12 protein-coding genes are annotated in these 12,924 nt (G+C 29.6%); 5 read left to right on the top strand and 7 right to left on the bottom strand.

Features of this window, described 5'->3' with window-relative positions; all coding sequences use genetic code 11:
- Positions 1 to 39 precede the first annotated feature (39 nt).
- The 5 genes from ACKGJY_RS00805 to ACKGJY_RS00785 are packed head-to-tail and all read left to right on the top strand — an operon-like array spanning position 40 to position 5,267.
- Positions 40 to 1,047 carry a glycosyltransferase family 2 protein gene (locus ACKGJY_RS00805; protein WP_413971943.1) on the top strand — a complete coding sequence of 336 codons (1,008 nt, stop codon included), beginning with the start codon at positions 40 to 42 and terminating at the stop codon, positions 1,045 to 1,047.
- Positions 1,048 to 1,099: 52 nt separating this feature from the next.
- On the top strand, positions 1,100 to 3,022 hold the full coding sequence (locus tag ACKGJY_RS00800; protein WP_413971942.1) for a BatA domain-containing protein: 1,923 nt from the start codon (positions 1,100 to 1,102) through the stop codon (positions 3,020 to 3,022).
- Positions 3,019 to 4,272 (top strand): dihydroorotase, encoded by a 1,254-nt coding sequence (locus tag ACKGJY_RS00795; RefSeq protein ID WP_413971941.1) that lies wholly within the window; start codon positions 3,019 to 3,021, stop codon positions 4,270 to 4,272. The genes ACKGJY_RS00800 and ACKGJY_RS00795 overlap by 4 nt, the downstream gene beginning before the upstream one ends.
- Positions 4,272 to 4,610 carry a hypothetical protein gene (locus ACKGJY_RS00790; protein ID WP_413971940.1) on the top strand — a complete coding sequence of 113 codons (339 nt, stop codon included), beginning with the start codon at positions 4,272 to 4,274 and terminating at the stop codon, positions 4,608 to 4,610. The genes ACKGJY_RS00795 and ACKGJY_RS00790 overlap by 1 nt, the downstream gene beginning before the upstream one ends.
- On the top strand, positions 4,611 to 5,267 hold the full coding sequence (locus ACKGJY_RS00785; RefSeq protein WP_413971939.1) for an alpha/beta hydrolase: 657 nt from the start codon (positions 4,611 to 4,613) through the stop codon (positions 5,265 to 5,267).
- A gap of 67 nt (positions 5,268 to 5,334) precedes the next feature.
- Here the strand turns inward: ACKGJY_RS00785 and ACKGJY_RS00780 are convergent, their stop codons facing one another.
- From ACKGJY_RS00780 to recN, 7 genes are all read right to left on the bottom strand, one after another.
- A complete protein-coding gene (locus ACKGJY_RS00780; RefSeq protein ID WP_413971938.1) occupies positions 5,335 to 6,039 on the bottom strand; it encodes a response regulator transcription factor in 705 nt (234 codons plus the stop codon).
- A 4-nt stretch (positions 6,040 to 6,043) separates the two neighbouring features.
- The gene (locus ACKGJY_RS00775) at positions 6,044 to 7,612 is read right to left on the bottom strand and encodes a sensor histidine kinase (protein ID WP_413971937.1); all 1,569 of its coding nucleotides are present in this window, start codon (positions 7,610 to 7,612) and stop codon (positions 6,044 to 6,046) included.
- Positions 7,613 to 7,689: 77 nt separating this feature from the next.
- Positions 7,690 to 8,280: a dephospho-CoA kinase gene (gene coaE / locus ACKGJY_RS00770; protein WP_413971936.1), complete on the bottom strand. Its 591-nt coding sequence runs from the start codon at positions 8,278 to 8,280 to the stop codon at positions 7,690 to 7,692.
- Complete coding sequence (locus ACKGJY_RS00765) at positions 8,277 to 9,242, bottom strand: CdaR family protein (protein WP_413971935.1); 966 nt, start codon at positions 9,240 to 9,242, stop codon at positions 8,277 to 8,279. The genes coaE and ACKGJY_RS00765 overlap by 4 nt, the downstream gene beginning before the upstream one ends.
- Positions 9,239 to 10,246 carry a glycosyltransferase gene (locus ACKGJY_RS00760; protein WP_413971934.1) on the bottom strand — a complete coding sequence of 336 codons (1,008 nt, stop codon included), beginning with the start codon at positions 10,244 to 10,246 and terminating at the stop codon, positions 9,239 to 9,241. Before ACKGJY_RS00760 ends, ACKGJY_RS00765 begins: the two co-directional genes overlap by 4 nt.
- Positions 10,247 to 10,330: 84 nt before the next feature.
- Positions 10,331 to 11,149 carry an enoyl-ACP reductase gene (locus ACKGJY_RS00755; RefSeq protein ID WP_413971933.1) on the bottom strand — a complete coding sequence of 273 codons (819 nt, stop codon included), beginning with the start codon at positions 11,147 to 11,149 and terminating at the stop codon, positions 10,331 to 10,333.
- A gap of 80 nt (positions 11,150 to 11,229) precedes the next feature.
- Positions 11,230 to 12,882 (bottom strand): DNA repair protein RecN, encoded by a 1,653-nt coding sequence (recN, locus tag ACKGJY_RS00750; protein WP_413971932.1) that lies wholly within the window; start codon positions 12,880 to 12,882, stop codon positions 11,230 to 11,232.
- Positions 12,883 to 12,924: the final 42 nt, after the last annotated feature.

Raw genomic sequence — 12,924 nt, 5'->3', positions numbered from 1 at the left:
GTTTTCATAACATTGTGTTAAAAGATGCTATATTCGCTTATGCAAAAACCATTAGTAAGTATAATAACACCATTTAAAAATACAGAACGCTTTTTAGCTGAATGTTTAAATTCTATTTTACAACAAACCTATACAAATTGGGAGTTATTAATTGTAGATGACCACTCTACTGACGATAGCTATAACTTAGTAAAAACTTTTGCTAAAAAAGATAGCAGAATAAAACTACTAAAAACAAATGGCAACGGTATTATAGATGCTTTAAAACTTGGATATAAACACAGTACCGGCGTTTTTATAACGAGAATGGATAGTGATGATATTATGTTACCAAACAAACTAAACGTTTTGGCACACAATTTAGTTACTTATGGTAAAAAACATGTAGCAGTTGGTTTAGTAGAATATTTTAACGCTAATGGTATAGGTCCTGGCTACAAAAGTTATGAGTTATGGTTAAATAAACTAACTAAAGCAGGTGATAATTACAGTGAAATTTATAAAGAATGTGTAATCCCATCGCCATGTTGGATGTTGCACCGAGAAGATTTAGAAGCCTGTGATGCTTTTAACCCTGATGTATATCCAGAAGATTACGATTTAACATTTAGATTTTACAAACACAATTATAAATGTATACCATGTGACGATGTGATACATAAATGGCGAGATTATAGTACGCGTACCTCTAGAACACATATACATTATGCCCAAAACCATTTTACGAGATTAAAGGTGAAGTATTTTTTAAATATTGATTATGATAACTCTAAAACCTTAGTAATTTGGGGAGCTGGAACTAAAGGAAAACTTATAGCGAGTGCGTTAATTAAACACAATATTCCTTTTGAATGGATTTGTGATAACCCAAATAAAATAGGTAAAGATATTTATGGAAAGCGACTATTAAATTTTAATACTCTAAAAACCATTAAAAATTCGCAAAGCTTAATAGCCGTTGGAAATAAACAAGCGCAGAAAGATATTAGAGCCTATTTAACAAACTTAAATTTAAAAGTAGTAAAAGACTATATTTTCTTTTGTTAACTTTTACAAGTAATGAAAAAAATTATGTAGGTTTGATAAACTAAAAACATAAATGCAGTTTAAATACCCCGAACTTCTTTACGCTTTAATTTTACTAGTAATTCCTATTATTGTTCATTTATTTCAGCTTCGTAAGTTTAAAAAAGTACCTTTTACTAATGTGGCCTTTTTAAAAAACGTAGCCATACAAACGCGTAAAAGTGCTCAGTTAAAAAAATGGCTTACACTTATTACACGATTATTATTATTTGCCGCTATTATTTTTGCTTTTGCACAACCTTACTTTTCAAAAAATAATACACTAAATAAAAGTACAGAAACGGTTATATATCTTGATAATTCTTTTAGTATGCAAGCCAAAGGAGAGAAGGGTATATTATTAAAACGGGCAGTTCAAGATATCATAGAAAACGTACCTGAAAATGAAAACATTTCAGTACTTACAAATTCTGACACATATAAAAACACAACATTAAATGCCATAAAAAATAATCTATTACAGCTTAAACATACTGCAAATAGTTTAGCTTTTAAAACATCACTTCTTAAAAGTAAAAGCTTATTTAGTAAAGAAACAAACACTTTAAAAAACTTAATCTATATTTCTGATTTTCAAAATATAAGTGAAGATTTTACACCAAGTACAGATTCATTAATCAATATATATCCTGTACAATTAAAACCAACTAACACACAAAATATAGCTATAGATTCGGCTTACATTTCAACTATAACTCCAACAAAATTAAAACTAAGTGTTTTATTGCTAAATAGTGGAAATCCTATTGAAAACCTACCTGTTTCGCTATTAAATAATGATACTTTAATTGCAAAAACATCAACAAAAATTGAAGATAAAACTAAAGTGACTTTTGATTTGTCTTCAAAAGAAATAATTAATGGTGAGATTAAAATTAAAGACTCACATTTACAATTTGATAACTCTCTTTTTTTTACTGTAAATACAACCGAAAAAATTAATGTTCTTTCAATTGATGCAAAGCCTTCAAATTTTTTAAAGCGTATTTTTACTGAAGATGAATTTATATTTACCAATTACAACATAAATACGCTAGATTATAATCGTATTAACGATCAGAATTTAATTATTTTAAATGAATTAGATAATATACCTAATGCCTTAAGCACAGTATTAACATCATTTGTATCTGATGGCGGAACGCTTTTGATGATACCTTCAGAAAACACCAATATAAATTCTTACAACAACCTACTTAACAACTACAAATTAAGTTTAAGCGCTAAAACAGTATCAAATAAAAGAATTACAACTATTAATTACAGCCACCCGCTTTATAACAATGGGGTTTTTGAAAAACGAATTACTAATTTTCAATACCCAAAAGTAGCTTCGTTTTTTAATTTAAAACAAGCAAACAGTGCTATTTTATCTTTTGAAGACAATAAACCTTTTTTAACATCAAACAAGGCAATTTATCTGTTTACAGCTGCTTTAAATAGTGAAAACTCAAATTTTATACGCTCACCCTTAATTGTGCCTACGCTTTACAATATTGCCAAAAACAGTTTTAAAGTACCAGAGCTATATTATAATATTGGGAAAGAGAATAGCTTTGAAATTAAAACTACTGTGCAACAAGATGGTGTATTAACTCTAAAGCATAAAAACGAAAGTATTATTCCCAAACAGCAAAGTTTTAATACTAAAGTTGTGGTAACTACTGATGAGTTACCTACACAAGCTGGTATATTTAATGTGATGAATGCTGATGTAAATATCAAAAATATAGCTTTTAATTATGATAGAAGCGAGAGTAATTTAACCTATCAAAATATGGATAATTTACCCAATGTAAAAACTAATACATCGCTATCAGAATTATTTGATACATTAAAAAGTGAGACTAAAGTTAATGCCTTATGGAAATGGTTTATTATTTTTGCATTAATTCTATTACTAATAGAAATGCTCATCTTAAAATATTTTAAATGAACATACTTATAAAATCTGCTAAAATACTTGATACAAAAAGTGATTTTCATAATACAGTTCAAGATATTTTAGTTGAAGATGGCTTAATTACCAAAATAGGTTCTCATCTTAAAAATCCTAATGCATATACCGAAATTGCTTTTAAAGACCTTCATATTTCTCAAGGATGGTTTGATAGTAGTGTGTGTTTTGGAGAACCAGGATTTGAAGAACGTGAAACTATTGAAAATGGTATAAAAACAGCCGCATTATCAGGTTTTACGGCTGTGGCTTTAAACCCCAATACAAACCCTATAATTGATACGAGTACTGATGTATCCTACCTTAAGTCTAAAGGGGTTAACAAAGCTGTAAAGTTACTACCAATTGGCGCCTTAACAAAAGGCAGTAAAGGTATAGATTTAGCAGAGTTATATGATATGAAAAATGCTGGAGCCACAGCATTTTACGACTATAAAAAACCAATTTCTAACCCAAATCTTTTAAAAATCGCCTTACAATATGCGAGTAATTTTAATGGTTTGGTTTGCTCTTATCCACAAGAAAACAAAATTGCAGGATTAGGGGTAATGAATGAAAATGTAACAAGTACATCTTTAGGTTTAAAAGGAAATCCAGATTTAGCTGAAGAATTACAAATAGCTAGAGATTTATTTTTATTAGAATACACCGGTGGAAAATTACACATACCAACCATATCTACAGCAAAAGGCGTTGCACTAATTCGCGAAGCAAAAGCAAAAAAACTAGATGTTAGTTGTAGTGTGGCTGTACATAACCTGTATTTTACAGATGAAAGCTTAACACATTTTGATACTAATTTTAAAGTAAAACCACCTTTACGAACACTAGATGATATTACAGCACTAATAGACGGTTTAAAAGATGGTACTATTGATATGGTTACAAGTGACCACAACCCTCTTGATATTGAGCTAAAAAAAATAGAATTTGATCATGCTGAATATGGTACTATTGGATTAGAAAGCGCATTTGGAGCACTTCTACAAAAATTTACCCTAAAGAAAACAATAGAAATTTTAACACGAGGTAAACAGCGTTTTGGAGCATCAGAAAATCCTATAAAAATAGGTGGAAAAATTAATGCTACCTTATTTAATCCTGCTTTAAAATACTCGTTTTCAAAAGCGCATATACATTCTAAATCCTATAATGCCATTTTTATGGATGAAACTCTTAAAGGTGAAGTTTATGGTGTAATAGCAAACAATACTTTAGTTTTAAAATAATGATGACGCAAGACATAATAGAAAAAGGAAAAAAAAATGCAATTATAAGCTATTTAACAGTGTTTGGAATCATTATAGCTTATTACCTTAATGGCGAAAAAAAGAATCCTTTTACATACTTTCATATCAGACAATCTTTAGGTTTATGGTTAACTCTTATAATTATAAATTTATCTATAGTTAGAAATTTTGACGTTTTTATGCTTAGAGTTTCTGTATATGTATTTTTTATTACACTATGGTTTTATGGTTTTATTGGAGCCACAACCGGCAAACAAAATGCAGTACCTTTAGTTGGTAAACTTTACCAAAAAATCTTTTCAAATATAGGCTCATAAATGCTATATACTTCTTTATCTCTAGATTATATTACAAGACCATCATCACTAAAAGAAAATGCACCTTTACTTATTTTGTTTCATGGTTATGGTAGTGATGAAAACGATTTGTTTTCGTTTGCTAATGAACTCCCAGAAGAACTTTTAATTATATCTGCGAAAGCACCATATAAAATGGAGCCATATGGTAATGCATGGTATGCTATAAATTTTGATGCTGAAAAAGGAAAATGGAGCGATAATATACAAGCAAAATCGTCTGTAGATGTAATAGCAAAATTTATAGATGAAGTTATAGTTACCTATGATGTAAATAAAGATAACATTACGCTTTTAGGGTTTAGCCAAGGCAGTATTTTAAGTTATGCTGTGGCGTTAACCTATCCTGAAAAAGTAAAAAATATTATTGCACTTAGTGGTTATATAAATAAAGATATTTTACCCGAGAAATTAACTGATAAAAACTACGCACACTTAGATTTTTATTGCTCTCATGGTAGTGCAGATCAAGTAATATTTCCAGACTGGGCAAGACAAACAGCACCATTTTTAAATACGCTAAATATTAAAAACACCTATTCTGAATTTCCTGTAGGTCATGGTGTTGCGCCACAAAATTTTTATGAGTTTAAAGAGTGGCTAAGTAAACGCATATAATTACAATGTTATTAAACAAAAAATCCAGCTTTATGCTGGATTTTTATTTTTGTGTTATATTTTAAATTTAAGTATTTACTACCAATCTAAAACCTTCGCCATGTATATTTAATATCTCTACCTTTTCGTCTGGTTTTAAATATTTTCGCAATTTAGCAATATACACATCCATACTTCTTGATGTAAAATAGTTATCATCTCTCCATATTTTTGTAAGTGCTAATTCACGAGGCATTAAATCGTTTTCATGTAAAGCTAATAATCGTAATAATTCATTTTCTTTTGGTGAAAGCTTAGACGGTTCTCCACCATCAAAACGTAAAAACCGTAGTTTAGAATTTAAGTGAAAACGTCCAATTTCAAATTCAAACTGCTTACTATCTGCTATAGTTTCAGTTGCTTTACGTTGTATAATTGCTTTAATTTTCATAAGCAATACTTCACTATCAAACGGTTTGTTCAAATAATCATCTGCACCAACTTTATAGCCTTTTAAGACATCCTCTTTCATAGCTTTAGCTGTTAGGAAAACAATGGGTACATCAGTATTTTTTTCTCGAATTTCTTTCGCTAAGGTAAATCCATCTTTATAAGGCATCATTACGTCTAAAATACATAAGTCGTAATCATCTTTTTTAAATTTCTCAAAACCTTCCATACCATTTTTAGCATGTACGACATCATAATCATTCATCATCAAATAATCTCTAAGAACTGTCCCAAAGTTTGGGTCGTCTTCTACTAATAAAATTTTCTTGTTTTGTTCTTCCATAATTTTATGATATTAAGGGAAGCCTTATTATAAAGGTACTTCCTTTACCTTTTTCACTTTCTACTGATACAAAGCCTTGGTGATCATCAACCATACGTTTTACGTATGCTAAACCTAATCCATGCCCTTTTACATTGTGTATATCTCCAGTATGTTCTCTATAAAACTTCTCAAAAACACGTTTAGCAGCTGTTTTACTCATGCCACTACCCTGATCTTTAATTTTCAATAAAATATTAGTTCCAACATTTTCAGTAAAAACATCAATTTTTGGCGCTTCAGGAGAATACTTTATAGCATTATCTAGAATATTAACCAGCACATTGGTAAAATGTGTATCGTTTGCTAAAACCGAAGTTTGTTGCGCCTCTAAATGTGTTTTAATATACCCTTGCCTATCTTCAACTATTAATTCAACATGTGTTACAGCATCTTCAACTAAGTCGTTTAAATCTACCCTATCCTTACTAATATTTAACTCATTTTTTTCTAGTTTAGATATTCTCAAAACATTTTCTACCTGTGCATGCATGCGCTTATTTTCTTCACGAATCATTTTAAGGTATCGCAAAACCTTGTCTTTATCATCTATAATTTTAGGGTTTTTAATAGCATCTAAAGCTAAATTAATTGTAGCTATAGGTGTTTTAAACTCATGTGTCATATTATTGATAAAGTCTGTTTTTATTTGTGAAATTTGTCTTTGTTTTATTAACTGAAATACAGCACTAGAATACGCAATAATTATAATAGATGTAAACACGATAGACAATAAAACCATTCCTAAAATTGAGGAAAAAATATATTTATTATCAGGAAAATTAACCAGAAGCTTATAATTACTTTGGTTGTTTTCATCATAAAATATTGGAACGCTATATGTTGACTCTTCTGTTTTTTCAAACCCTTCACTATACAGTTTTGTTGCTAAGTCTCTGCTGTAAACAGCAAATTCAAAATCAGTATTTATATTATTTTCATCTAATTTTAAGGCCAATAAATTAGAAATTTTATCTTTTGAAACTCTCTTATGAACAGGAATTTTTTTTGTATACGCTCTTAAATTTTTATAAAAATAATTACGAGTAGCATCCTCTAATCGTTCCCTACTTTTCATTTTTAAAACTGAAGCTTCACCGATATCTTTTTCTGCTTGACCGCTACTATTAATTATTTGAAGCTCAGAACTGCCTATAATGTTTTTTACATTAATACTATCATAACCAATGTCAAAGAGCGACGCGGATAATTTATAATCCACTTCAAACACATCACTTTTATAAATTAACGTCTCTTTTGTACTAGTGTTCTTTCTGTAAAGAAAAAGTTCTTCTATCGCAGTTGTATCATTAATTGCCTCGCCATCTAAATTCTGTAAACCAGCAAAATACTTATCAAATTCATTTTGTTCTATTGCATTTGATACAAAACTTAAAGCACTTTTTACATCAGATGAAAATCGCTGTTTTTGATTCTCATAAGAGTCATTTATAAAGTAAGCCTGAACAAAAATAATTCCTATTAACGATAGACTCATTAATACTATTGATAGTACGAATACTTTTTTGCTCATTATTCAAAATTAACATTTTAACATTTAGTTAAGCAGTCATTTAACCTTACATTAACAAAAATGTTAATACTCAATATTTATTGTATTTGACAAAGTATTTTTTTGTGTACTTTTTTAGCTTGAAGTATGGTGTATTCTAGAGTTTTATTAATTATAGTGTAATCTGATAGCTTTATTTTTTCGCTATCACTCCATTGGTTTTTTATAATAGCTTCTATTTTTTCTGTTGAAGTATTATCTCGTTTTAATAATCGCTCTATACGTAATGCTTTTGGGGCTGTTACAGTAATTACAAAATCACATGCTGTATTCCCTCCATTTTCAAACAAAACAGCTACTTCTTTTATCACATATGGTGCACTTTGTTTTTCTGTCCATTTTTTAAAATGTTTAGCTACTTTTGGGTGTACAATAGCATTCATTTTTTTTAAATAACTTTCATCATTAAAAATTATATTTGCTATGTAAGGTTTGTTTAGCTTACCAGCATCAGTATATGCTGCTTCGCCTAAAAGTAACTTTAACTTTCGTTTGATAACTTTAGAGCGATTCATTAATTTTTTTGCTTCTATATCTGCTATGTAAATAGGAATACCTAAGGCTTTAAATGCCTTAGCAACTGTAGTTTTACCACTACCAATACCTCCTGTTAATCCAACTACTATCATTTTAAAATTATAAACTCTATTCGTTTTTGATTTAGTTTAATGTGCTTTACATTACTGGGCAACTTTACTAATTCTGGAATAAGAACAGATTGCTTTGTATCTACTTTATTAAAATCGCACTTCACTTTAAAATCTTTGGCACTAATACTATTAAAGTTTTTTAAACTTGTATAATAAGATACTTTTACTTCTTTTGGAAAATATTTTATAGAAACATCTTGAGGTAAATTGATAACTTGAATAGGTATAGTAACTACACCTTCTGTAAATTTCTCAACATTGGCAGTAAATTGAACATCATTATCAGAAAACTTTAAATCAGCAGTATTCTTAGGTAAATTAAGTTTTGCTTTAATAGAAATATTGCTCTTAATTTCAGTTAGTATAATCTTTTCTGTATTAACTACGTTAATAGCATTAACTAACTCTTCTGGTCCAATTATAGTTACAGAATCTGGGGTTATTTTGTAATCGTCAACTATATCAAACCCTGGAAAAAATGATATGTCTGTTTCTATGTTTACAGCAACTTTTTTAACCAAGTTAGTGTCGTATCTAAAAACAAGTGTATCTGGATTAATATTTAATAATTTTACTTCGCTTCTAAATGGTTTCTTCTCATTTAAATAAGATACTGACTTAGTATAAACATACGTATTTTGTTTTTTATAAACTTCATTTGAAAAATCTATACTAATATCAGGTTCGGTAAAATAATATTTTAACCATTTAAAGCCGTGTGTTTTAAGCGTAACTTGTAGCTTATGTGAAGAATCGTTTAAAATGACTTTATCTCGTGGTACGTTTACTTTTTTAATAGCAAAGTTTAAAGTACTTGTATAATCCTTTGAAAGTTTAGTGAAAATTAAAATAATAAAAGCTGAGAATAGAAATAACAAAAACACATTAAGCCGCTTATTCTTAATGGAGGTTACTAATTCTGATTTTAGCTTTCGTATCATTTTAGTTTAAAAAATAATTTAGGAAAATGTGTTTCGGGGTTTTTATTTTGAATATTAACGGCAAAAGTAGATTGAATAAACCCCAAACCATAGCCTAAAAACTGAACACCAATAGCCCAAAGCGCCATAACTGCTACTTTACTACTTTTTGTTGTGTAAAATGCTAAAATAAAAGCTAGAACAAAATACAAGACATATATACTTATAAACCAAATATATCCAAATACAGCCATTAAAATTGATATACAAAAACCTATACTAAATAAGCTAGGAAACCAATAGGTTAATTTTTTAGTACTTGGATGCCATTTATTTAAAATAGGTCGTACTAAGCCAAATTTACGTACTTGTTGCTGAAATTTAAGCCAAGAAATACGACGTTTATGATAAACAATAGCATTAGGTATTAGTTTTGTTTTAAACCCTAGATTCCATAAACGGATAGACAAATCGGGATCTTCACCAGGATGAATTCTACCAAAGCCTTTTGAAGCCAAAAAAGCATTTTTAGAAAGCCCCATATTAAAACTTCTAGGTTGAAATTTATCTACAGCATTTTTATGACCTCTAATACCTCCCGTTGTTATAAACGAAGTCATTGCAAAATTAATCGCTTTTTGTAAATCACTAAAAGAGTCGTGTGCAGCATCTGGTCCGCCAAAACAGTCAACATATTCAGTTTTAAGACTTTTATCAACTTCACTTAAATAATTATTAGGCATAATTACATCGCTATCTAAAATGATGAAATAATTGCCTTTAGCCCGCTGCATACCATAATTTCTAGAATCTCCAGGACCTGAATTTTCTTTAAAAAAATAGGAGATATTTAAATCTTTAGTATAGCGTTCTATAACCGCTTGTGAAGTTTCAGTAGAGCCATCTTCTACAATAACAATCTCATAATCCAAGTTGGTGTCCATAGCCTTAAAACTAGACAATAACTCATACACTTCATCTGGACGGTTATATACAGGAATAATAAATGAATATTGTAATTGCATAACACAAAAATAACTATTCCTAACAAAAAAGACCTGTCAGGTTTTAAAAACCTGACAGGTCTAAAATATATAATATTCGTTTATTTACTCTTCGCCTGTAAAAGTGCTCATAACAGCATCGCTTACACCCATATTACTAAAACCGCCATCATTATAAAGGTTTTGTAATGTTACGCGTTTAGTTAAATCACTGAATAATGTAACGGTATAATTAGCACAATCCATTGCTGTGGCATTGCCTAGTGGCGACATTTTTTCAGCATAAGAAATAAATCCATCAAACCCTTTTACACCACTACCAGCTGTTGTTGGTGTAGGTGATTGTGAAATCGTGTTAACACGTACTTTTTTATCTCTTCCAAAGAAATATCCAAAACTACGGGCAATACTTTCTAAATACGCTTTATTGTCTGCCATATCATTATAATCTGGAAAAACGCGTTGTGCAGCCATATAGGTTAAAGCAACAATACTTCCCCATTCATTCATAGCATCAGCTTTATAAAGTGTTTGCATTACTTTATGAAAAGACATTGCAGATACATCTGTACCTTTTTGTGTCCACGCATAATTTTGATCTGTATAGTGTTTTCCTTTTCTAACGTTAATAGACATACCTATGGAATGTAATACAAAATCAATTTTTCCACCTAGAATCTCCATAGATTTTTCAACTAAATTTTGTAAATCTTCTACTGAAGTTGCATCAGCTGGAATAATCTCAGAGCCTGTTTTTTTAGCCAATTCATCTATTTGCCCCATACGCATTGCCACAGGAGCATTTGTTAATACAAATTGCCCACCTTCTTCATGCACACGTTCTGCGGTTTTCCAAGCTATAGAATTTGCATCTAATGCTCCAAAAATGATTCCTTTTTTTCCTTTTAATAAATTATAAGCCATACTATTATGTCAGTTATTGTTTTTTATTCACTTTAACGTGTCAAAAGTACTAAACTTTCAACGTTAAATTAAATTGTTTTTTAATTAAGTAATTCTTTAGCGTGTGCTATTGCAGAAGTTGATAATTCTGAACCTCCAAGCATTTGAGCAATTTCTACAATTCTATCATCACGATTTAAACTAATTAAATTAGTTTGAGTTACGTTATCCACATCCGCTTTATAAACTTTAAAATGCGAATGTCCTTTGGCCGCAACCTGTGGTAAATGTGTTATAGAAAATACTTGCATATTTTTGCTCATTTGCAGCATAATATCGCCCATTTTATTAGAAATTTCACCAGAAACACCTGTATCAATTTCATCAAACATTATTGTAGGTAGCTGTGTATAGTTTGAGAGTACGAGCTTTATGGCCAACATAATTCTAGATAATTCTCCTCCAGAAGCGGCTTTTTTCAATTCGTTAAAATTACCTCCTTTATTTGCTGAAAACAGAAACGATAATTCGTCTTTTCCATTAGAAAAATACGTGTCAGAATTTGATAATTCAATATTAAACTGCGCGTTGGGCATTCCTAAATCTGTTAAAATATGCTGAAGCTTATGAATTAAAACAGGAATAGCTTTACTTCGCTTTTCATGTAATGTGCTTGCAATTTTATCAAGTGATGTAGCTGCTTTTAAAACGGCTTCTTCTTTATTTTGAATAGTGCTATCTAAATTTTCTGTTACTTCAACTTTTTGGGTAAGTGTTTCTCTAATTTCTAGTAGTTCAGAAACTGTAGCAACCTGATGTTTTTGTAATAAGTTATTTATTATTTGAAGTTTAGAATTTACAGTGTCTAATCTATTTGGGTCTGCCTCTACTTCACCTTGTAGCATATCTACTTCATTATAAATATCATCTACTTCTATTAAACAGCTATTTATACGTTGGAATAAATCTTTATATTTAGAAGAAACATCACTTAGTTTTTGAAAGCTATTTTTTAAATTCGTAATTGTAGTAATAGCGCCTATTTGATCATCATTTAATAACTGATATGCCTCAGACAAACGCTCTTTTATAGCTTCAACATTATTTAAGGTATCATATTCTTTTTCTAAAGCTTCTAGTTCTCCGTCCACCAAATTAGCATCTACCAATTCGCTTAATAAAAACGAATTATAGTCATATTCTTTTATAGCATCAGATTTTAAATTTTGAAGCGCTGTTAGTTCTTGCTTTAATTTTTTATACTGTTGCAATAATTTATGGTATGAATTTAAACTAGCTTCATTTTTTCCTAAGGCATCAATAACTTGAAACTGAAATTCGTTATGGGTTAACTGTAAGGTTTGGTGTTGCGAATGTACATCTATAAGTTGCTCTCCTAATAGTTGTAAACTGTTAAGATTTACCGGAGAATCATTTACAAATGCTCTAGATTTGCCAGATGGTAAAATTTCTCTTCTTATAATAGTTTGCGCTTCATAATCTAAATCATTAGCTTTAAAAAGAGACTGTAAATTATAATTAGAAATATTAAAAACAGCTTCAATTACACATTTAACATCTTTTGTTTTAAGGCTATTTAAATCAGCACGTTTTCCAAGAATTAAAGATAATCCACCCAATAAAATAGATTTTCCTGCACCGGTTTCACCTGTAATAATTGTAAAACCATTATTAAAATCTACCTGAAGGTGATCTATTAAAGCGTAGTTTTTTATGGTTAGTGATGATAGCATAGTTAAGTATTGTGCATTCAGTTTTTAGTACTCAATATACTG

The sequence above is a fragment of the Hyunsoonleella sp. 2307UL5-6 genome, from assembly GCF_047345485.1.
GTDB lineage: Bacteria > Bacteroidota > Bacteroidia > Flavobacteriales > Flavobacteriaceae > Jejuia.
This window is presented reverse-complemented; position numbering and strand designations above follow the sequence as displayed.